Origin of the sequence: Dolichospermum sp. FACHB-1250, from assembly GCF_014696335.1 — a bacterium.
Taxonomy (GTDB): Bacteria; Cyanobacteriota; Cyanobacteriia; order Cyanobacteriales; family Nostocaceae; genus Dolichospermum; species Dolichospermum planctonicum.
Genome location: NZ_JACJPZ010000044.1, coordinates 16,424 through 40,033, shown reverse-complemented (window position 1 = coordinate 40,033; position 23,610 = coordinate 16,424). Strand labels below are relative to the sequence as shown.

Sequence of the window (23,610 nt, the reverse complement as noted above, 5' to 3'; positions counted from 1 at the left end):
TATAAACAACAGTATGTTTCTGCTAGTAAGGGAAACTATGATATTTATGTTGTCTTTGTGGAAAAGGGATTAGAGCTATTAAGAAAAGATGGCTATTTAGGTTTTATTTTACCTCATAAGTTTTTTAATGCTCAATATGGGGAAGTTATTAGAAGATTGATAGCGGAAAATAAATCATTGAATCAAATTATTTATTTTGGAGATGAACAAGTTTTTACAAAAGCAACTACATACACTTGTTTACTATTTTTAAGCAAGCGGGAAAATAAAACTTTTGAATTTCAGAAGATTAATAGTTTGATTGATTGGCGTAATCATGAAAATAATAACATACTTAGCCAAACTTTTACTATTTCTTGTATCTCTGATCGTGAGTGGAATTTTGTAAGTGAAAAAGATCAAAAATGGTTTTATAAAATTAACGAATTACCTGTAAAGTTAGGTGATATTGCTCATTTATTTGTTGGCTTACAAACTGATGCAGATGATATATTTATTCTTGAAGAAGTAGCTAGAGAAAATCAGCAAGTTCTTTGTAAATCTAAAGTAACGGGGCGCTTACATTGGTTAGAAAATGATTTTTTAAAATATTTTTTGAAGGGTTCATTAAATATTGGTAGGTATTTTCTAAAAAATGTTAATAAACGTCTGATTTTCCCTTACATAACTATCAATAATAAATCTGTTTTATTATCAGTAAATAACTATGAAAATAGATTTCCTTTAACCTGGAATTATATGCTGGAAAATCAAGAACGATTAGCAGCGAGAAATAAAGGTAATATGGATAAAAATTGGTATGGTTATGTATATCGTAAAAATCATACTCGTTTTGATTCACCAAAGTTATTAGTACCAGCAATTGCTACTGGTAGTTGTTTTGCTACTGATTTATATGGAGATTATTATTTTGTTGGTAGTGGAGGTGGTGGAGGTGGTGGATATGGTATTTCTATTTTGGAAAATATCAATATATCTTATCTGTATTTATTGGGTATTCTCAACTCTAAATTAATCAACCATTTTCTGAAGTTAATTAGTACACCATTTCGCGGAGGATATATTGCTTTGAATAAACAAGTTATAGAAAAAATACCTATTAAATTATTGGATTTATCAAAATCAAGTGATCAGTTGATTTATAATGACATGATTAAACTGGTTGAACAAATGCTTGATCTTCATCAACAACTCAATCAAGCAAACACACCCCCAGCCAAAAGAATGATTCAGCAACAAATTCAAGCCACTGATAGACAAATCAATCAATTAGTTTATGAACTCTATGAATTAACTGATGCAGAAATAACTATAATTGAAAGTATTCAAAGTACATAAACTTAAATTTATTCTTCCCCTTGTCTGCGTCCTAATTCATACACTCCAGCACCCATACAAACAAGTATTCCAGTGCTAACTCCCCAGCTATTACCTAAACTGATATCTAAAATCCAGTTAGATAAACCACCAAATATTAAAAAGGGGAAAATGCTAAATAGTGAAGCATAAAAGGAATTTTGCGCTTCTCTGGCTTGACGAGTCTTGTCAAATTCTGATTGACTAGTGTATAGGAAACGTTCAGCAAAATTAAACCAGCGGTTGAGTTGTGTCGTTACCCATTCTCTAACCTGTGAAAAACTCAAATATAACGCTAAAGCCCATAAACAAGTACCAGCGATCGCAACTTTATCTATTTCAAAGCGAAAAGGCAATATATCAAACATAGCATAGTTTAACTCTCCAATTGTCAATTTTAGCGTTTATCTGTCACTAAATCCCACCATGGGGAGATTTTTTCTTGAAGTTTAAATTAATGTAGAGACATGGAACGTCTCTACAAAAATTATCTAAATTAATAAGGTACGGCTACCGGCTGATGAGTTTTTAGTTGAATTGCAGTATTATCGGCGACAATTTTCCGAAAAACATCACCGTCAATAGTTTCTTGTTCTATCAACAAATCAACCACCCGCTCCAAAATTAAACGGTTTTCCTGGATGATTTCCTTAGCTTGAATATAGCATTTGCTGACAATTTCCCGAACTGTAGCATCAATTTTAGCAGCAATTTCCTCCGAATATTCAGATTTATTCATCCAGTCCCGGTCTAAAAATACCTCATTATTATTTTGATTTTCCAAAGAAACTAGACCTAAATCAGACATTCCAAACTTTGTTACCATTTGTCTAGCCATATTAGTCACTTGTTGTAAATCATTTCCCGCACCGGTAGTCACTTCTGCTTTTCCAAAAACGATTTCCTCCGCCGCACGACCGCCCAAAGTCGCCGCAATTCGGGCTAAAATCTGGGAACGGGAAATTAAACCCTGTTCTTCATTGGGAGTAAACCAAGTTAAACCTAATGCTTGTCCCCTGGGAATTAAAGTAACTTTTTGGACAGGATCATGATCCTTAACCAACGTACCTACCAAAGCGTGTCCCACTTCATGATAAGCAATGAGGCGTTTACTTTTGCTATCTACTAAAGCAGTTCCTTCCATACCCGCAACTACTCGATCTATCGCATTATCAACTTCTAAATCGCTCACCGCTTCCTTGCGTCTTCTAGCCGTCAAAATAGCAGCTTCATTGAGTAAATTAGCTAAATCAGCACCAGTAAACCCAGGAGTGCGCCGAGCGATCGCTGCTAATGATACACTAGGGTCAATCTTCTTATTTTGAGCATGGACTGTCAAAATTTCCTCTCTTCCCTTCAAATCTGGAACGTCCACAATCACCTGTCTATCAAAGCGCCCTGGACGTAACAAAGCCGAATCTAGAACATCTGGGCGGTTAGTAGCAGCAATAATAATAATCCCCGTATTTCCCTCAAAACCGTCCATTTCCGTTAATAGCTGGTTAAGAGTTTGTTCTCGTTCATCATTTCCCCCACCAATACCCGCACCCCGTTGTCTACCTACCGCGTCAATTTCATCAATAAAAATGATACAGGGAGCATTATCCTTAGCTTTTTTGAACAAATCACGGACACGGGAAGCACCCACACCCACAAACATCTCCACAAATTCCGAGCCAGACATACTGAAAAAAGGTACACCTGCTTCACCTGCAATAGCCTTTGCTAGTAGAGTTTTCCCAGTTCCCGGCGGTCCAATTAGTAACACACCCTTGGGAATTTTCGCACCTACAGCGGTAAATTTTTCCGGCAGTTTTAAGAAAGTCACAACTTCCTCTAATTCTTCTTTGGCTTCATTCACTCCTGCGACATCAGCAAATTTGACCCCGGTTTTTGCTTCCATTTGAAAGCGGGCGCGAGATTTACCAAAACTCATAGCCTGGTTAGAAGCATTTGCAGAACGACGCAGGAATAATATCATTAAAGCCACCAGGGGTAAAATCCACATGAGATTAATTAACAACCCTACAGCAACCCTGTTTCCAGCGGAGGAAACCTCACCAAAATCAACATTTTTTTCCCTAAGTTTATTCACTAATTCTGGATTTTGCTCTAAAAGGCGCACCTGTAGAGGAGGTGTATTCGGCTTTTGTCCAGTTAAATAAACCCTAGCTATCTGCTCAGTTTGATCCAATTCAACCTTTTTAACTTCGCCTTTATCCGCCTTCTGAATTAACTCCCCATAAGTTAAAGAATTACGCTCTGTTTTTTGCTGCGCTAAAACGGGACTAGCACCAACTATACCAGGTAACATTATCAACCCAGCAGCTATCATACCAGTTAAAACATGAGTTGAAGACGAACCTGATAAATGCTGTTTGTGCAAAGAATTTTTGTGCAAATTTTTCATAATAGTTATCCTTTATGGCTGTTTTTCTGAGAACTTGTCATATCTAGAAATTACAGTTTCCTGATCTAGTGTAACTGCCAGACTTGATTATTAACAGGTGATAGGACAGAAAGTGACAGGTAACAGCTTATATTGTATTAGGAAGAATAGAAGACCTATTGCTTAAACCCAAGAAAAGAGCCGCAATAGTTCCAGTTACAGAGATTTCACCTTCAGCAATGCACTTAAATACTGAATCTATAGAAATTAAAACTACTTCTATTTCCTCAGTAATATCCAGATTTTGTTGTTCTCCTACTTTCACCACATTTTCCGCTAAAAATAAATGTATTTGATTAGTGTCTTTACTGGGTTTATCATAAAGGGTTGCGATTTTTCGCACATCTTCTGCCCAATAGCCCGTTTCTTCGCGTAATTCCCTGACTGCTGCGCTTTCTGGATTTTCTATATTTACGTCAAATCTACCCGCAGGAAGTTCCATGACAAATTCCCCTATAGCGTGTCTATATTGACGCACAAAAATAATCTCTTGATTTTTAGTAATGGGTAAAATTATGGCAACATCTGGTTTTATACTGATAAAATAGTCGTCTATGATTTTACCATTTGGCAATTCTATCTGATCTTGTCGAATTTGACACATTGGCTCATTTATGACCATTTTTGAGCTTAGTATTTGCCATTTCTGTAAATTATTCATAATTTCATGACCGAAAATATGGGATACAAGCCCCGTCCTAGAAGGACGGCTTTTCTTGATTCTTAATATACTCCTTTTCCCGATTTTATATACTTATGCAAATTAATTTTCAACCTTTTACCGTTAATAAACGATTTCCCTTAACAATTAGTCGCGGAACAACAGCACAATCAACAAATATTTGGTTACAAATCGCACAGGAAGGGATTGAAGGTTGGGGAGAAGCATCTCCCTTTGGGGTGGGTAACTACAGACAAACTACTGAGCAAATCATCAATACTATTGAGCAAATTATACCTATACTTCAGAAATTTAGCCCTTGGCAAAGACAGGAAATTGAGTCACTATTAGAACAAATGCAAATTCCTTCCGCCGTTAAAGCAGCCTTAGATATGGCATTACACGACTGGATAGGTAAGCGATTAGGTTTACCTTTATGGCAACTTTGGGGACTAAATAAAAGTGCTATAGTATCAACATCGGTAACAATTGGGATTAATTCCCCAGCAGGTGCCAAAGCCAGAACCCAAGACTGGTTACAATTTATGGATGTGCAGTTATTCAAAGTCAAATTAGGTTCAACTCAAGGAATAGAAGCAGATCAAAAAATGTTTTTAGCCGTACGGGAAGCAACAGGGGAAAGAGATGTATTTGTTGATGCTAACGGAGGTTGGAATTTAGCAGATGCTATTAATATGTGTAGTTGGTTAGCTGATTTAGGGATAAAATATATAGAACAGCCCTTAGCAAGAGGTGAAGAAGCAAATTTAGCTAAGTTGAAAAAACATTCCCCCTTACCCATTTTTGCGGATGAAAGTTGCTTTACTAGTGCGGATATTCCCCAATTAGCTGATAATGTAGATGGAATTAATATTAAATTAATGAAATCTGGGGGAATTACCGAGGCCATGCGAATGGTACATACAGCCAAAGCTCATAATTTACAAGTGATGTTTGGCTGCTATTCTGATAGTTCTCTGGCTAATACCGCCGCTTTACAACTTGCACCACTAGCTGATTATTTGGATTTAGATAGTCATTTGAATTTAATTGATGATCCTTTTAGCGGTGCGCTGGTAGAGAATGGGAGAGTTTTGCCAAATAATTTACCTGGTTTGGGAGTAAAATACAGTGCGTCTGTCGCTTAATCAAAAAATAGCAATTCTTCTCCATGAGGGAATTACTGGAGTTCAGGGAAAAACAGGGTTATCAATTTTACGCTATAGTGAATCCCCTATTGTGGCTGTAATTGACAGAGAATCTGTAGGTAAATCTTTAGTAGAGTTAACAGGTATTCAGCGAGATGTGCCGATTGTGGCATCTATGACAGCAGCATTACAGTATAAGCCGGAGGTTTTGGTAATTGGGATTGCTCCCAAAGGTGGTGCTGTTCCTGATGATTATTGGGCTGATATCAAAGATGCTCTCAAAGCCGGAATGTCCTTGGTAAATGGATTACATACACCCCTAGCGAATATACCTGAATTAAATGCCCTCCTCAAACCAGGACAATTAATTTGGGATGTACGGAGAGAACCAGCCAATTTAGATGTAGCATCTGGACTGGCGCGGAATCTACCCTGTCGCCGAGTTTTGACAGTGGGGACAGATATGGCCATTGGAAAAATGTCCACTAGTCTAGAATTACATCGGACGGCTAAATTATGGGGTATCCGTTCTAAGTTCTTAGCCACTGGTCAAACTGGGTTAATGTTGGAAGGAGAAGGGGTGGCTTTAGATGCTGTGCGGGTAGACTTTGCGGCTGGTGCGGTGGAACAGTTAGTGATGCGTTTTGGTCAACATTACGACATTCTGCAAATTGAAGGACAAGGTTCTCTTTTACACCCTGGTTCAACAGCCACTTTACCGTTAATTCGCGGTTCTCAACCTACACATTTAATATTAGTGCATCAAGCGGGACAAACTCACAACCGTAATAATCCCAGTATACCGATTCCCCCATTACCGGAAGTGATCCAAATGTATGAAATCGTTGCCCGTGGTGCTGGTGCTTTTGGGAACATCAATGTGGTGGGTATAGCTTTAAATACCAGGAATTTAGAGGAATTAGAGGCAAAAAATGCGATCGCTCAAATCATAACAGAAACCGGACTACCTTGTACAGATCCCATTCGTTTCGGGGCTGAATTGTTGTTGAATGCAGTTATGCAAAATTAGAAGCATGGCAGAAAAAATCTTGAATATTCTGCACAAATGCTAAAGTATTTTCCAGGTGAATATTATGTCCAACATCATGAATTATTTGTAATTTAGCAAACTTACATTTTTCAGTTATTGCTATATTAATATCAATAAATTTTTGATCTTCTTCTCCCACCAATAATAGGAGAGGAATAGTATTTTCTGTGAGTAATTCCCATAAACAAGGTTGAGAACCTGTTCCCATAAACTGCAATGATTTAACTAAATTTGGGGGATGATTTGTTAATCTACTTGCGATCATACATTGGTATTGGGGATGATTTTTAATCTTCCCAAAAATCCGTTGTTGATACCAATTATTGAGAAAGTGATAAAAATCATCTTTATTGATTATTCTCGTTAATTTCCTAGCTATTTGAGCATCACTTTTAATTCTAGCTAACCTGGCCATTTCTGTTGCTAAACCAGGGGAAGCAGATTCTAAAATAACCTTAATAAACCTACTGGGAAAATGGAGAGTGAGATATAAAGCTAATCTTCCTCCCAGAGAATAACCAATTAAATAGCATTGGTCAATTTTTAATTTATCTAATAATTGTATAATGGCTGTGGCTGTAGATGGCATGGTATAGTATTCATCATCTAAAACCTGAGTTTTTCCATGTCCAGGTAAATCAATAATCAGATAGGAAAAATCATCAAATAGTAATTTGATGACTTGATCAAATTCATAAATATTACCCATAAAACCATGTAATAATAGAATTATTGGTTTATGTGCATTATGATTTAAAGAATAGTGAAATTGATATTGATTCCCAGTCATAAATACCGCAGTTAAAAGTTAAGAATTAGGGTAAAAATCTATCTAAAGCGGCTTTTAATTGTTCAATTTCCGATTCCATATTACCTTCTTGGGCAGCCCTAGCGATACACTCAGTTAAATGTTCATCTAGCACAATGCGTGCTACCTTATCTAATGCACCACGGACAGCCGCAATTTGTAATAATACATCAGGACACGAAGTATTTTGTTGTACCATATTTTTAATACCACGTACATGGCCTTCTATGCGCGAAAGTCGGTTAATAATCCGCCGTAAAGACTCTTCACTGTGGACATGAGAATGTGTATGATCTGTATGATTGTGATGGTGTGAATGGTCTCCCGGCTCTAATGTAGCTAGGGATTCGTTAGTTAGTGGGTTTGCTCCATTATTCATGCTATTATACTGACATTTGTTTTGGCATTTTGGCATTAACTAGTATTTTAGCTTGAAAAAAATAGATTCCACAACATCAAAGAAACTTAAAATTGAGTCAAAATGTCAATAAACAGAAATTCTGAATCTGATCTGTAAAAATAAGTGTAGATAGATTTATCAAGAAACAGCAAAAATTAGGCTTGTAGATTAGGTTGTGATTATGCGATTTCCCCAAATATCCCCGTCTATCCGACAACTCAGTACCCATATTTTAGCGATTTTTATGGGAGTGCTGTTAACTGTTACCTCCCTGCGGGTGTTACCTTCAGTAGCAGAACCGGGTCCAAATCCTGTCACGGAGTCATTAACAAAAGTGGCTCAAAAGCCATCTTCCGCTGCGGCTGCGATTGGTGGTCATAGTTTTGTGACAACAGCAGTGAATCGTGTGGGATCAGCAGTAGTAAGAATTGATACAGAAAGAACAATTACGCGCCGCAATGATCCTTTTATGGAAGATCCCTTTTTTCGGCGGTTTTTTGGTGATAGTTTTCCCCAACAATCACCGACTGAACAGTTACGGGGTTTAGGTTCTGGTTTTATTATTGACAAAAGCGGTGTCATTCTTACCAATGCTCACGTAGTGGACAAAGCTGATAAAGTCACAGTCCGTCTGAAAGATGGTCGCACTTTTGAAGGTAAAGTCCGTGGTATTGATGAAGTTACAGACTTGGCTGTAGTTAAGATTAATGCTGGTAATGATTTACCCGTAGCACCTTTAGGTTCTTCTCGTAATGTTCAGGTGGGAGATTGGGCGATCGCTGTTGGTAATCCGTTAGGATTTGATAATACCGTTACTCTGGGCATTGTCAGCACCTTAAAACGTTCTAGCGCTCAGGTTGGTATCAGCGATAAACGGTTAGACTTCATTCAAACCGACGCAGCGATTAACCCTGGTAACTCTGGTGGACCATTATTAAATGGTTTAGGAGAAGTAATTGGAATTAATACAGCAATTCGCGCCGATGCCATGGGGATTGGCTTTGCAATTCCTATTGACAAAGCTAAAGCGATCGCTACTCAATTACAACGCAACGGGAAAGTAGCTCATCCCTACTTAGGTGTACAAATGGTGACATTAACACCAGAATTAGCAAAACAAAATAACAGTGATCCTAACTCCATGTTGACGATTCCTGAAGTCAAAGGAGTTTTAGTCTTGCGGGTTGTTCCTAATTCTCCCGCTGCAATTGCGGGTATCCGTCGTGGAGATGTGATTGTGCAGATTGACAATAAAGCTATCACCGGCGCAGAACAATTACAATCCATAGTAGAAGACAGTACCCTGGGTCAAGCCTTGCAGGTAAAAATCCAAAGAGGTAATCAAACACAAATACTTTCAGTTCGTACCGCTGAATTGAAAGACCTTTCTTAGTTAGTTTTATGGGGTATGCTTCAGTGTACCCCAGGATGTGTTGAAGTAGAAACTGCTAGTAATCAGAGATTATTTCTACATACATACTTCGTTTGTATGACTATGAACCGGGTTATTTTGAATAAAACATACATGAAAGAGAGGACAAAAGCAAATTATTATGAAAATTCAAAATATTAAGCTCAAACATTTTAAGAAATTTCGAGATCAGGAATTAGATTTTACTGATCCTGAAACTGGTTTAGCAGAGAGTTTAATAGTTCTCATTGGTGTAAATGGTGCGGGAAAAACCAGTATTTTACAAGCTATTGCATCCACATTAGGTACAGCTACAGAAAGATTAAAAAAACCTGCTGATTTAGATTGGCCAGGATTTAATTATGAATTATTAGGTAGTAGTTGGCGTGGTTCTCCCACCAATGTCACTATTAATGTACAATTTTCTAAATCCGAACTGCAAGCTATTAGCGAATTTCACCAAAAATTAAGAGAAATGGGACGCGATTTACCAGTTTCTCCTGCTCAAGAATATCTTGTTAACTTAAAATGGCAAGGTGAAAGTGTAACAGCAAATAGCGCAGCAGAGTTATTTCAATTTAAAGGACGAGAATATGCTAAACAATTATCTCGTTCAGAAGGATTTTCAGTTTTTGAAAGAGTGGGGACAGTTTTTTGGTACACAGAACAGAGAACAGCAACTAGTCTCACTCCTGAAGATCCAAAAAATCAATTAGAAATTACAGAGGATATTTTACGCGATCGCCTAGCAAAGTGGCAAATGATTCATGAGAAATATAGCAAAAATGGTAAAAGTTTTCGTCCCGGAGCAAAAGACTTATACGCAGAAATAGCAAGAATTTATAAAACTGTTTTTCCAGAACGTGAATTTGCAGGTTTAGAAATGCGAGATAATATTGATAATATTCTAACTGAACCTTGGTTTTATATTTACAACAGTAAAAATAAAACCCAATATGAATTTTCTGAAATGTCTGGGGGAGAACGTGCTACGTTTCCCATACTTCTGGATTTTATGAATTGGAATATTCATAATTCGGTGATTTTAATTGATGAAATCGAATTACATTTACATCCACCCATGCAACAAGCTTTACTCAGAACTTTACCGAAATTGGGTAGAAATAATCAGTTTATTATTACCACTCATTCTGATTATGTAGCGCAATTAGTACCTGAATCATCTATTAGAATCATAGAGGAATAATTGAATGATGGGAGTAGTTCGGAATAAAGTTATTTTTTGTGAAGGTGGATCGAAAAGTCTAGATTTCCAATTGATTAATAATAGGGTATTATCAAATAATATCACAATTATTCCTGTCGGTGGTAAATTTAATTTTTCACTTTTTATTCAAGCCTATTTTTATATAGATAAAAAGAAAAATGATGAAAATAATAAGAAACAAAATAATGAGGAAAATCAAAAAGTTACAAAAAAATATATTATTTTTAGAGATCGTGATTTTGATATTGAACCTACATCAGAAAATAAGTTACTACAAATAGATAAATTAGGAAATAGAGCTTTCCTATCTCATCGTACCTGTATTGAAAACTATTTACTTGATCCTGAACTCATTCATCAATATTGGATAACCAAATATGAAGAACAATTAGAAAATCCTATTTCTAAATGGGGACATAAAGATTCACCAGGAGTTGATAAAATTACTCAATGGATAGAAGAAGCTGCGAAGAATTTACAAGATTATCAAGCTGTTAGATGGGCTTTAGGTAATTTATGTCAACTTAGTGCTAGTAGAAAACATTTAGACACAAGCTGGACTAAAGATACAATTCCAGATTCTCTAGATTTATCTCATTGTAAAAGTCAGGCTTTGTCTTTAATTCATGACTTTAAAAATACAGTTGCAGAAGTGACAATAGATAAGTTTGAAGAGAGTCTGTATAGGTATTTACAGCTTTTTAATCAACAGGAATTTTGGCAGCAAAAACATTATTTAATTTGGTTTAATGGTAAAGATATTTACAAAGCAATGCACAAAATTAGTCAAGATAAAAAAAGACCATATAAATCATATATTTCTATGGATAAATTTTCTAAATGGGCAGTTAATAATATTGACATTACTCAACATCCTGATTTAATAGAATTGAGAAATAAAATAGAACAGCTTTAAAACAAATATTCTAAAAAGTTGAAAATCAGAGTAGATTACTAATTTATTCTGGACTTCAACCAGTTAATCTGGCGAGAAAATTGAAAAATTAGCATATTTACCCAAATCATACCCAATTGTGCAAAAATGAACATAACTATATTTTAGGGATTTGTAACCTATGGTTTGGAAAAAGGGGTATAAATTACAGGGTGGAAGATACGTGATAGAAAAAGTCCTGGGAGAAGGTGGTTTTGGAATTACGTATCAAGCACAACATACACTTTTAAAGCAGTGGGTAGTTATAAAAACGCCGAATGAAATCCTAAAAAATGATTCCGAATACCCTAATTATGTGAAGAGATTTATTCAAGAAGGACGCAAATTAGCAAAACTTTCTCAACAACCACACCAGAATATTGTCCGTGTCAATGAGTTATTTCAAGAAAGTGAAACATACTATTTAGTAATGGACTTTGTACCCGGTGAAAGTTTATTTAATTTAGTCCAAAAACAGGGAGCATTACCAGAATTAGAAGCGGTAGGATATATAAAACAAATTGGAGAAGCTTTAATTTTTGTTCATCATCAGGGTTTAGTTCATCGGGATGCACACCCTGGTAATATTATGGTACAAAAAAATGGCAAAGCTGTTTTAATTGACTTTGGAATTGCTGGGGAAATAATGCCCCAAGATGGATATTTTACCTCTCATCATCCTGCTAATATTGCCTTTGCACCTTATGAACAAATGGGAGGTAATAGACAAGTTACGATTGATGTTTATACTCTAGCTGCTTCTTTATATTATGCGGTTACAGGTAAACGTCCTGAAAGTTCACTGGATAGAAAATTATATAATAAGCCTTTAATTTCTCCTAATAAATATGTTTTTGGTATTAGTGATGAATTGAATCTGGCAATACTTAAAGGTATGAATTTAGATGCGGTAAATCGTCCGCAATCTATGAGACAATGGTTAAATTTATTGCCTAATTTTAGTAATCATGTATATCATATTAGTCAGAAAACGCAACATCAAACAATTAGAACTGAGAAAACAATTCCTGTTATTATAGGTGCTAATAATTCTCTAAAAGCAAGGGTAAATAGTAAGAATATTCCTTCAGTTTGGTTAAAATTCATGAGCTTACATTTGACGATAGTTTTTTTACTATATCATCATTCAAATTATGATTATATTGTTCATCGAAATTTAGGCTTTGCTTTCTTTACTACTTCCTATACTAATTTAATTATAGCTTTAGCTTCAACTTTACCTTTAGCTTTGGTACTTGCTTCAACTTTACCTGTAGCTGTGGGCTTTACTTTTATAATTTGTTCGTCTTTAGTCTCTAATTATACTGTATCTTATACTGTTGTAGCTTTATGTATTGTCATATTTTTCATTATTCAATTTTATTTTGTCAACATTTATCGTGAAATCCATAAGCATTTAAGCCAATATTCTAGCAAAGATTATAAATTTTTATTTCTAATGGGTGCATCTTCATTAGGCTTATTTTTAGGCTGGTTAGTTTATCAATTCTTCCCCATATTTGGACATCGTTAAACCCTTACATTTCTTATCCTCTTATGATATAATAGGATCGGAGTCAAAAAATCTAACTAAATAAATATAAAAATATGAAATATAAAAATATGAACAACCTATCAATTCCAGCGCAAACATTACAAGAAGCATGGGAAAAAGGTTTACAGCAAGGTTTAACCCAAGTTGCTGTAAATATGTTACGAGAAGGTATTGAATTAGATTTTATCGTCAAACTAACTGGACTGCCATTAGAAGTAGTTAAAAATTTACAAACTGTTGATACAGATGATGATAAAATATTGGTTAAAGAATTTTTAGAAATGAGTCAATCATCATTAAATAAAATTTGGCTTGATCCAGAGGAAGACGAAGCATGGAAGGATCTATAGAACATTTGATCAAAGGTGATGTTATATCTGTTCCTTTTCCTTTCCCTGATACATCTACAACAAAAAAAACGACCAGCTTTAGTGATAGCAGAATCCGACAATTATAATATTATAATTTGTCCTATTAGCAGTAAACCAGGACGAGATTATGAAATTAAGTTAGAAGATCAAGATTTTAGAACAGGTCAATTAAATTTAAGCCCTTGTTATATTCGTCCTAATATTATTGCTACAGCGGATAAAAGTAACGTAATTCGGTACATTGGAAAAATCAAAGATGATAAACTTCATCAAGTGATTAGTACAATTATTGAAATTATAGAAAAGCCATCATCACCTCCACCACCAGTATCGAAAGCTTGGGAAAGAAGCAAAAAACCAAAATGATGAAATCCCCAAATCCCCGACTTCTTTGATAAATTATCATTATTTACCCCAGATTAAATTAAGAAGTCGGGGATCTTTGTTAACATTATTAAAAACATTATTCTATCCTCCTAACCATTCTTCTTTAGCAACTCCAGCCTGAAGAGAGATTGCGCGAAATAAAAATATTTTTCCCTCAGGACTTGAGAAAAATCACACATCGCGCTAGTCTTCATTAGCGTCAACCTGTAAAACTCAAACCATGACCAACCACCCCCAAATACCACCCTGCACGTGGAAACGTCCCATTGGCCTAGGCTGGAATCAGCCCTACACCGTCCGTTATCCTAGTAATATAGATGATGGTCCCTGGCACGGAATGCCCCTTGGTGGCTTTGGTGCGGGGTGTATAGGCCGTTCCTCACGGGGAGACTTTAACCTGTGGCACATTGACGGGGGAGAACATACTTTTAAAACTGTTCCTGCTTGTCAATTTAGTATCTTTGAATCTGGACAAGCTTACGCTTTATCTACCCAACCCCCAGAAGATGATACACTACAATCTTGGCAATGGTATCCACCTTCTCCCCTCTCTGTGGACCAAGAGGGGTTGGGGGTGAGGTCAGGAACTTATCATGCACTTTATCCTCGTAGTTGGTTTGTTTATGAAAATGTCTTCAAAACTCAATTAACCTGTGAGCAATTTTCGCCAATTTGGGCAGATAATTATCAAGAAACTAGTTATCCTGTAGCGGTTTTTTTGTGGAAAGCGCACAACCCCACAAATGCACCAATCACTATTAGCATCATGCTAACGTGGGAAAATATGGTCGGTTGGTTTACTAATACTTTAAAATCTCCCCAAGTGCAAGTTAGAGATGATGGTAGTCCTGTTTATGAATATCAGCCAGCCTGGGGAAAAAGTCAAGGAAATTATAATTGTTTAGCAGAAGATGATCAATATTTTGGTTGTGTTTTCGGTGCAGTTTCTGATAGTAAAACTGTCGCAGAAGGAGAGGGAACTTGGTGTATTGCGACTTTGAAAAATTACCCGAAAAACAACCAGGTTGAAATATTTTATCATTCCCGTTTTAATTGTTTAGGTAATGGTGCAGATATTTGGCAAAGTTTCTCGGAAAATGGTTCTTTACCTAATTATATAGATGAAACTCCCGCAGATGAAAATTCTAGATTAGGCGCTGCAATTGCGGTGCGTTTGACTTTACAACCAGGAGAAACTTTAGAAGTTCCTTTTGTCCTCAGTTGGGATTTTCCGGTGACAGAATTTGCCGCAGGAGTGAACTATTACCGCAGATATACAGACTTTTTTGGGTGTAATGGTGAGAATGCTTGGCAAATTGCTACTACTGCTCTTAAATCATATCATAATTGGCGATCGCACATTCAAAATTGGCAAAATCCTATTTTAGAAAGACCAGATTTACCCAACTGGTTTAAAATGGCTTTGTTCAACGAACTCTATGATTTAACTAGTGGAGGAACTCTTTGGAATGCAGCCTCAGACATTGACCCCATTGGTCAGTTTGCTGTGTTAGAATGTTTAGATTACCGTTGGTATGAAAGTCTAGATGTGCGGTTATATGGTTCTTTTGGGTTATTAATGTTATTCCCTGAACTGGAAAAATCAGTAATTCGCGCCTTTGCTAGAGCAATTCCCCAAAGTGATGATACAACTAGAATTATCGGTTATTATCTGACAATTAAATCTGAAAGTCCCCTGGCTGTTCGTAAAGTCGCAGGTGCGACACCTCACGATTTAGGCGCTCCCAATGAACACGTTTGGGAAAAAACCAATTACACTAGTTATCAAGATTGTAATCTCTGGAAAGATTTAGGTTGTGACTTTGTTTTACAGGTATATCGAGATTTTCTGTTGACAGGTGCAAATGATATTGACTTTTTAGCAGATTGTTGGGATGCTATTGTCCAAACTCTCGATTATGTGAAAAAATTTGATCTAGATGGGGACAGTATACCCGAAAATTCCGGCGCCCCTGACCAAACTTTTGATGATTGGCGATTAAATGGTGTTAGCGCCTATTGTGGTGGTTTGTGGTTAGCTGCTTTGGAAGCTGCTATTGCCATCTGTGATATTTTAACACAACGTCAAAACACAACAACACAAAAATCAATTTATCAAACTTGGTTAAATCAATCAAAACCAATATATCAGGAAAAGCTGTGGAATGGTGAATATTACCGTTTAGATAGTGACAGTGGTTCTGATGTGGTTATGGCTGATCAATTGTGCGGGCAATTTTACGCTCGTTTATTGAGTTTACCAGATATTGTCCCCAGCGATCGCGCTTTGTCTGCCTTAACAAAAATATATGATTCCTGTTTTCTCAAGTTCCAAAATGGTAAATTTGGCGCTGCTAACGGTGTTCTTCCCAATGGTTTACCAGAAAATCCTCATTCTACCCACCCTTTGGAGGTTTGGACTGGAATTAATTTTGGTCTAGCAGCCTTCCTGGTGCAAATGGACATGAAAAATGAAGCAATGCGCTTAACTGAGGCTGTGGTGAGGCAAGTTTACGACAATGGTTTGCAATTTCGCACCCCGGAAGCTATCACTGCTAATGCTACTTTCCGCGCTAGTACCTATCTCCGCGCTATGGCTATTTGGGGAATTTATTTGCTGATGTGTTAATTTTAATATTCTTAGGACTTACGCACAATTAAGTTTTTAAGAGATTTTGCGTAAGTCCTGATACTGCAATTCGTCCAGGCTCTTTTATTTTCCTGTTATTTCCGGAATTTAGTGAAGAAATCAGTAATGGTAAGAGTTAAGGAATTTTAATCTGAAAATCTATGTTTGAAAATCTGTCTCTCTTCTCTAATTAAATCAGGGTTTGCTCAAAAAATATCAAACCTTTATCCCCCTCGTACTCTAGTCTGTCCCCTGTCCTCATGGATTCTTTTCAAGTATAATTCTCTTGATTTTCACTCTCAAAGTCACTGAAAAATCAGAAATCAGTAATTGCGTTTCCCAGGGTTTGTATTTATAATGGCACATTTGAGCGATGATCTGTCAAAGTGCATTTTTTTACCCAAGTCAGCAAAAAATCATCACCAATTCCTTACTTCATTTCGGGTTATGGGAGATAAAAAGTAACAAGATTGAAGTTACCCACTTAAAAAACTCTCTCCTCTAGTTGGAAATAAATTAAGAATTTATCAGTAGACTTCAATCATCTAAGAATACAAGTAGTTGCACGCTAGATGAATAAGGCTAGGACAGCAGCAGCTTTATCAATCTATTTGGTCAGGTTGGCCAGGTTCAAATGTAGCTGGTGTCTATGACTCCCATTTTAAGTTCAAAGTTCCCGGTTAGTTTGAAGATCATGAAAATTTTGATCTTGATTGAGCTTTCACTAAGTGCAGCGTATATCACCCTTCAATTCTTTTCCCGTTACTGAAAAATTTATAAAAACTTCAACAGCCTTGGGAGTTATACCTTAACCTCTTCATTGTTATTTGTCAAGCAATTTACTTTTGCATCCCCAAAGTCAAACAGCAGCGGTTTATATACTGGGATTTTCAGAAATTTTCTGTTTTTATAATTACTTAACTATACTTATTTAAACTAGCTTATATACCGAAGTATCCGCTTTTCATAGCTAACACCACACTCCGCTATCAGAATCATCAGCAATAATTGACAATAAATAATAATAGTTATTCCTACTCAATCAGTTTAATAACTATCACTGGAATCTCACTTATTTCAATAACTTATATACAGATAATTACCCAGCCTGTTATTTAATTAAATTGCAATATTATCTCATAAATAAATGAGATAATAACTAAATGTTCATGCTGATACGGTTTTTCCTATCTACAGATGATGAGATGGATTTTTGTATTTAAATACAAATCTATCAGTAAATTAAAATAATATTCAAAATCTGGGCATTAATAATAAATTAGATGGATAAAATTTTAATTATTTTTTTCGCAGTTATTTACACCTATTTGTCTGATATTTATTGAAGATTTAAACCATTGTAACCCTTACATAGTAAGGACTTTATCAAAAAAAATTACAAATAAACTACTTCGTCAACATCAAAAATTGTTGAATAGAAATAGGACTTTTTGTTGATAGATATATAGTATTTGCCATTGTCTAGATGCTAATAACATAGATAGAAGACATTGCTAGTATTTTTGCTTTACATGACGATGATAGCATCTGCCATTGAGATTAAAGTGGGGGGTAACACCCCTCATTTTTTGCCCAGCGGGGTCAAAACTTAAACCTGCACAAGAGATGGGTAAATCTCTAGATAACTTGAGTAAATTTAACTTAAATTTTGCTAGTTTGGCAGATGACATTAGCAAGAAAAAATAGTATAAATAAAAATGTGGCTTTTGAAATTGAGAAATCAACGGTTTTCCTGATTCCATCCAGCAATTGTGAGCTTTTACCGAGAAGCGACAAAATTAATGGTAAGAAGTTATACAGCAGTAACTAAGGAAAAGCAGAAGATTAACCCTTGGGAGTTTCAACAGCAGACAACTGTATCTACGAAAAGCTACGTCAAATTCGAGTTCTCCAGGTAGAAACCAGACCAAAGGAAAATATTTACCTTTGATTCATTAGTAAGTACAAACCTAAACTCTATAAGTAATTAATACATACTACTTAGGTAAGGAATAGGGTTTACTAAATGAAAACTGTAAAACTGCCCAGAAAACTAGGATATATACGGCAAAACGGTACAGAAGCTTGATTAAAAATAGTCAGGTTTTCAATCACAGGTCAGGTTATGAAAAAAATCATCAGGTCAAATGCGCTTTTTAGCTTAGTTAAGCGGGTAAATTTAGAGATGCAGTTCTCTCAATTCCATACCCATCAGGTATCCATGTTATCAAGTACCGTACTTTTGAAACGGGTTCTTGCTTTTTGTAACATCTGCCAGCAATTGATTACCTATAGATTCCGGTCATTCCCGCTCCAGCAACTTGGCTGAGGCTGTTTATCAAGTGCAATGCAGAAACTGGACTAATTTACTCAATTTAAAGACAACTAAGATTATGAATCAAGATATTGCTGGCAGTGGTAACAACTTAGGACCGAAAATCCATCCTGAACAATTAGACCAAGTAGTCGAAGCGATTTTAGCAGGTAAGTATTCTTGGGCTTGTGTTTTAATGTTGCGGTTTGTTGGTTATAATCCGATGCACTATATTCCTTATCGCACTTATAACCGCATATTGAAAGAAAATGCCCGCACAAATAGGTCAAACTCACAAAATAATGAAAGTCTGAAAATTGCTAAACCAACCACAGAGAAGTCCGAAAGCAATCTAGCTTCTAACTGTTTAAGCAAGATTAAAGATATAGCGTATCTGGAAGTGGGGGGTAAGCAAAAAGCAGAAGCACGCGCTAACAGTAGGGAAAAAAAGTCAGCATAGTTGCTGAATATACTGTAATTGCCTGTTACTCAGTAAAATTGGATCTGAAATGTGAGTAACTGCAATTACTGAATCCCTATCTGCCAGCATGGGAAATATACATTTGTAACATCTTATAAATTAGAAATAGCAGAACAAAGGTGCATGGCGGACTGCATTTTTCCCAAAAAGCTGATTGCTTGTAGCACTTGTGTCTCTTAATAATTAAATAAATCAGGATTTAGGCAATTTGCATATTAGTAAGGTGTGTCATATTTATTAAACGCTGTCAATAAGCAGATGTTTAATATTTGACGCATCCTATCTGATATTTAGGGTGGTGCAGTCATCTGAGGTAAGATATTAGCGGGCAAGATGCCCGCACCACAAGAGTTTTCTCATGGGAATCTACTAAGCATATTTTTAGCAGATTGAAATTTATATAAATTTTATGTAAAGATATCATGAAGTTTAGATGAAGATTTGATTTTTTATATAAATTTTCAAAGAAGATATAGCAGAATTTAAAAATAACAATCAAAGCTTTGTCACTTTTTTATCTAAACTGAATGGCTAACGCTAAGTTATCAGACAGACAATTTCATATTTAGAAAGTTTGCTGATGAGAATTTTTTGATTTTAGGCTACTGTAAGAGATAGATTACATCCTTCCTGAACTTATCTACTTTGAGGCTGCAATATTTGGAGTAGGTGTGTCGTAATTATTGGGGAATTAAAGCTGCATGAACTTAAATAGTCTAGTGTTGATTGATAAATCTGAATACCAGTGTTTATGAATGTCCTGAAATCTAAATTAGGGATAATATCATCCTTGAAGTGGATTTTTGGATGATTAACTAATGGGGATAAATTTAGTATTAGGGATAAAAATGATTGGAGTTTATCTGTAGGTGTTTTAGCAGACAATGCTGTTTATTGGGGGGAAAACAGCTATACTTGTTGCATAAATATGGAGAAATAAATACTCATGAAACATCCTACAGATTAAATACTAAATGTCTGTGAAATTCTTTGCATCTGTATTTGAGCAATAGATGTAACAGATGGATTTGCCCAAATTTGAAAGTAGAAGGCAACTGGTAAGAATTATGTCATCTTATTCTCATCAAGATCAGGTTGTTAATATTTACGATACTTATGAAAGTAAGTTTTTAACACCCTTTCAGCGGAAGGCCTTGCTAAAAAACTTACAAAATAATTCACAACCAGAATATCGGCGACGCATTGAGATAATGTTGTTAGCAGATATGGGAAAATCACAAACTCATATTTGTGAAATCATAGGCTGTTCTCAAGAAATGGCCAGGTATTGGATAGGTATTGCTGAGGCAGGTATGGCGCATAAATGGAATCAGCGGCCATTGGGTAGACCAAAGATTGTTAATCATCAATATATTGAAAAATTGAAAGAATTAGTTAATTGTAGTCCCCGTGAATATGGCTATGCTTTTAGTGATTGGACGGCTCAATGGTTGAGCAAACATTTAGCTAAAGAGTTGGGAATTAAAATTAGTGATCGCCATATCAACCGTTTACTTAAACAAATGGGACTTTCCACTAAACGTAAAAATTCTCCATTGACAACTGCTGAAAATCAGGATATAGCAATTACAATTAGTGATTTGCATTCTCTACCTGAACCTAGTTTTCATTGGTCATTTAATCTCATGCAGGCCAATCAATAATAGTGTTTTGGAGGTTAGGAAATGCTATCAACGTTTTCTCAGGAACAGTTAGCTACAAACATTAAGCAAGTCTTGGGTGATTCCCTATCAAATCAAGCAGTTGCCGATTGTATCAAGGCTTTAGAAATTATTGAACCACCGGTAGCAAAGCAATTTTGGCAAGGGACAACAGCAAAGCCGGGAATTTATATTGTGCTAACGGGTAAGGTGAGATTACTTGATAACTCTAATAACTTAATTACTACTCTCGCGCCAGGTTCATCATTTGGGGAGTTAACTTTATTTCCAGAACAAGAATTTAGTAGTTACGTTGCTAGAGCTTCTGTGAATTTAAAAATTGCCTATCTTCCCCAACAGATGGTGAAGAAGGTAATGGGAGAATTTCCTGATACTTATGATCTTTTGCTGAATAAAGCACAACTAATTAACACTGCCAAACCTCCAGAAATTCCCACTCCAGAAACACCAAGAACAGCAAAAACTGCCAATTTTACCCAACTGACAATTCCCCCACTGGCACAACCAAAAAAGCGCCCCAAATACTTTCCTATTCCGACTGTAACTGCTGGAAATTGGTGGCGTAAATTTACCAAACGCTATCCATTTTTTGAACAACAAAGTGCTGCGGATTGTGGTGCTGCTTGTTTAGTCATGATTGGTCGTTATTGGGGGAAAAACTTCAGTATTAATCGCCTGCGGGATTTGGCTAATGTTAGCCGTAGTGGTGCATCCATGCGAAGTTTGAGTGCAGCAGCGGAAAGTCTTGGTTTTGCTACCCGTCCAGTGAAAGCCAGTTTAGATAAATTTGCTCAACAACCTTTACCAGCGATCGCTCATTGGGAAGGTAAACATTACATTGTTGTCTATGAAATTACCAAAAAACAGGTAATTGTCGCCGATCCTGCCCTTGGTCAACGCTATTTAACTATCAATCAATTCAAAGCAGGTTGGACAGGCTACGCTCTATTACTAGAACCCACAGCTTCACTCAAAAAAACACCAGAAGCTAATACGCCATTTTGGCAGTTATTGGATTTAGTTAAACCTCACTTTCAAGTCCTACTAGAAGTATTCATTGCTTCGGTATTAATTCAGGTATTTGGATTAGTAACACCCCTATTTACTCAACTTTTATTAGATAGAGTCATTGTTCAAGGTAGCACCTTAACCTTAAATACTGTAGGCTTCGGATTATTAATTTTTGGTTTGTTTCGTGTCGCCATTAATGGGTTAAGACAATATTTACTTGACCACACAGCCAACCGAATTAGCGTCGCTTTAATGGTGGGATTTATTAAGCATACATTTGGCTTACCTCTGTCCTTTTTTGAGTCTCGATATGTTGGTGATATTGTCTCCCGTGTCCAGGAAAATCAGAAAATTCAGCGTTTTCTCACTGGTGAAGCTTTATCTATTGGCTTAGATTTATTGACCGTCGTTGTTTATGTAGGATTAATGTTTTGGTACAGTCCACCAATGGCGGGGATGACATTAGCAATTGTGCCACCATTTGTGTTATTAACATTATTTGCTACGCCATTTTTACGTCGAATTAGTCGAGAGGTATTTGCCGCAGGAACCCTAGAAAATAGCTATTTAATTCAAAGCTTGACGGGGATTTCTTCCATTCGCTCAATGGCAATTGAACAAACGGTGCGTTGGCATTGGGAAGAATTGCTGAATAATTTAATTAAAAAGAACTTTAGTGGTCAAGTAGTTAGTAACCAACTGCAATTAGTTAGCTCTACCATTCAATCTTTAGCCAGTACAGGATTACTATGGTTTGGGGCTTGGTTAGTTATTCAAAACCAACTTACCATTGGTCAATTAGTTGCTTTTAATATGTTGTTAGGCAACATTATTCAGCCTTTCCAACGGTTAATTATCTTGTGGAATCAACTACAAGAAGTAATCGTTGCCACCGAACGAATTAATGATGTTTTAGAAGCAGAACCAGAAGAAGATTTAGAACATAAACCTCGCCAATATTTACCCAGATTAATCGGGAAAATTAGTTTTAATAACGTTACATTTCGCTATCACTCTGAGAGTGAAATTAACATTCTAGAAAATCTCAGTTTTGAAATTTTACCAGAGCAAACTGTAGCAGTTGTCGGGCGCAGCGGTTCAGGGAAAACCACCCTTTCTAAATTGATTTTGGGTTTATATCCACCGACAGATGGAAGAGTTTTAATTGACAATCAAGATGTGACTAGTATTTCCTTGCATTCTCTGCGATCGCAAATTGGAGTTGTTGATCAAGATACATTTTTATTTGGAGGAACAATTCGGGAAAATATCACTATTGCCCATCCTGAAGCCTCTTTAGAAGAGATTATAGAAGCCGCCCAACTTGCAGGGGCAGACGAGTTTATTAAAAGGATGCCAATGGGTTATGAAACACAAATTGGTGAAGGTGGAGGAATGTTATCAGGAGGACAACGCCAACGGTTAGCAATTGCCCGCGCCTTATTAGGAAATCCTCGACTTTTAATATTAGATGAAGCTACGAGCCACCTTGATTCTGAATCTGAACGTATTATTCAAAACAACCTCAAAAAAATTCTGCAAGGACGTACAAGTTTAATTATTGCTCACCGTCTTTCTACAGTTCGTCATGCTGATCTAATTTTAGTTTTAGATCGTGGTGTTTTAGTAGAAAGTGGTACTCACGACGAATTAATTACCAAAAAAGGACATTATTTTTATCTCAATCAACAACAATTAGCACAAACAAATTAATTGTTTTAATTGTTTAATTGC

The 23,610-nt window shown here is 36.1% G+C and carries 18 protein-coding genes; 13 read left to right on the top strand and 5 right to left on the bottom strand.

The annotated features are described in order from the left end of the window. Positions 1-1,338 (top strand): Eco57I restriction-modification methylase domain-containing protein (locus tag H6F39_RS15430; RefSeq protein WP_190396971.1); only part of this gene is annotated, 1,338 nt, incomplete at its 5' end. An 8-nt stretch (positions 1,339-1,346) separates the two neighbouring features. Here the strand turns inward: H6F39_RS15430 and H6F39_RS15425 are convergent. The 3 genes from H6F39_RS15425 to H6F39_RS15415 form a co-directional block, all read right to left on the bottom strand. After that, a complete protein-coding gene (locus H6F39_RS15425) occupies positions 1,347-1,724 on the bottom strand; it encodes a hypothetical protein (RefSeq protein WP_028088620.1) in 378 nt (125 codons plus the stop codon). Between the two features lie 128 nt (positions 1,725-1,852). Further along, positions 1,853-3,766, bottom strand: coding sequence for an ATP-dependent zinc metalloprotease FtsH (ftsH, locus tag H6F39_RS15420; RefSeq protein WP_137906328.1), 1,914 nt, complete (start codon positions 3,764-3,766; stop codon positions 1,853-1,855). Positions 3,767-3,893: 127 nt separating this feature from the next. After that, the gene (locus H6F39_RS15415; protein ID WP_137906327.1) at positions 3,894-4,466 is read right to left on the bottom strand and encodes an NUDIX hydrolase; all 573 of its coding nucleotides are present in this window, start codon (positions 4,464-4,466) and stop codon (positions 3,894-3,896) included. A gap of 95 nt (positions 4,467-4,561) precedes the next feature. Here H6F39_RS15415 and H6F39_RS15410 point away from each other — a divergent pair, with 95 nt between their 5' ends. Together H6F39_RS15410 and H6F39_RS15405 are read left to right on the top strand one after the other, a co-directional pair. Further along, positions 4,562-5,614, top strand: a complete 1,053-nt coding sequence (locus H6F39_RS15410; protein ID WP_190372572.1) for a dipeptide epimerase — start codon at positions 4,562-4,564, stop codon at positions 5,612-5,614. Then, positions 5,598-6,644: a DUF1611 domain-containing protein gene (locus tag H6F39_RS15405; RefSeq protein WP_137906325.1), complete on the top strand. Its 1,047-nt coding sequence runs from the start codon at positions 5,598-5,600 to the stop codon at positions 6,642-6,644. The genes H6F39_RS15410 and H6F39_RS15405 overlap by 17 nt, the downstream gene beginning before the upstream one ends. On the opposite strand, the gene menH is transcribed toward H6F39_RS15405, so the two are convergent. Together menH and H6F39_RS15395 are read right to left on the bottom strand one after the other, a co-directional pair. Next, positions 6,631-7,455 (bottom strand): 2-succinyl-6-hydroxy-2,4-cyclohexadiene-1-carboxylate synthase, encoded by an 825-nt coding sequence (menH, locus tag H6F39_RS15400; RefSeq protein ID WP_190396970.1) that lies wholly within the window; start codon positions 7,453-7,455, stop codon positions 6,631-6,633. The genes H6F39_RS15405 and menH overlap by 14 nt on opposite strands. A 25-nt stretch (positions 7,456-7,480) precedes the next feature. Beyond that, entirely contained in the window at positions 7,481-7,852 is a 372-nt protein-coding gene (locus H6F39_RS15395; protein WP_028083824.1) for a metal-sensing transcriptional repressor, read from the bottom strand. A 202-nt stretch (positions 7,853-8,054) separates the two neighbouring features. Between H6F39_RS15395 and H6F39_RS15390 the strand changes: the two genes are divergently transcribed. The 10 genes from H6F39_RS15390 (at position 8,055) to H6F39_RS15345 (ending at position 23,589) form a co-directional block, all read left to right on the top strand. Continuing rightward, positions 8,055-9,266, top strand: coding sequence for an HhoA/HhoB/HtrA family serine endopeptidase (locus H6F39_RS15390; RefSeq protein WP_137906323.1), 1,212 nt, complete (start codon positions 8,055-8,057; stop codon positions 9,264-9,266). Between the two features lie 160 nt (positions 9,267-9,426). Continuing rightward, positions 9,427-10,491 carry an AAA family ATPase gene (locus H6F39_RS15385; protein ID WP_190396969.1) on the top strand — a complete coding sequence of 355 codons (1,065 nt, stop codon included), beginning with the start codon at positions 9,427-9,429 and terminating at the stop codon, positions 10,489-10,491. A 4-nt stretch (positions 10,492-10,495) separates the two neighbouring features. After that, complete coding sequence (locus H6F39_RS15380; RefSeq protein WP_242028655.1) at positions 10,496-11,428, top strand: hypothetical protein; 933 nt, start codon at positions 10,496-10,498, stop codon at positions 11,426-11,428. Between the two features lie 160 nt (positions 11,429-11,588). Beyond that, positions 11,589-12,980 (top strand): serine/threonine-protein kinase, encoded by a 1,392-nt coding sequence (locus H6F39_RS15375; protein WP_137906321.1) that lies wholly within the window; start codon positions 11,589-11,591, stop codon positions 12,978-12,980. Positions 12,981-13,069: 89 nt separating this feature from the next. Continuing rightward, entirely contained in the window at positions 13,070-13,351 is a 282-nt protein-coding gene (locus H6F39_RS15370) for a hypothetical protein (protein WP_137906381.1), read from the top strand. A gap of 81 nt (positions 13,352-13,432) precedes the next feature. Further along, on the top strand, positions 13,433-13,738 hold the full coding sequence (locus tag H6F39_RS15365) for a type II toxin-antitoxin system PemK/MazF family toxin (RefSeq protein ID WP_370539398.1): 306 nt from the start codon (positions 13,433-13,435) through the stop codon (positions 13,736-13,738). 241 nt (positions 13,739-13,979) lie between these two features. After that, complete coding sequence (locus H6F39_RS15360; protein WP_190396968.1) at positions 13,980-16,388, top strand: GH116 family glycosyl hydrolase; 2,409 nt, start codon at positions 13,980-13,982, stop codon at positions 16,386-16,388. Between the two features lie 2,393 nt (positions 16,389-18,781). After that, a complete protein-coding gene (locus H6F39_RS15355; RefSeq protein WP_137906318.1) occupies positions 18,782-19,162 on the top strand; it encodes a HetP family heterocyst commitment protein in 381 nt (126 codons plus the stop codon). A gap of 1,088 nt (positions 19,163-20,250) precedes the next feature. Continuing rightward, complete coding sequence (locus H6F39_RS15350; RefSeq protein WP_190372579.1) at positions 20,251-20,847, top strand: helix-turn-helix domain-containing protein; 597 nt, start codon at positions 20,251-20,253, stop codon at positions 20,845-20,847. 21 nt (positions 20,848-20,868) lie between these two features. Beyond that, positions 20,869-23,589: a peptidase domain-containing ABC transporter gene (locus H6F39_RS15345; RefSeq protein WP_137906316.1), complete on the top strand. Its 2,721-nt coding sequence runs from the start codon at positions 20,869-20,871 to the stop codon at positions 23,587-23,589. Positions 23,590-23,610: the final 21 nt, after the last annotated feature.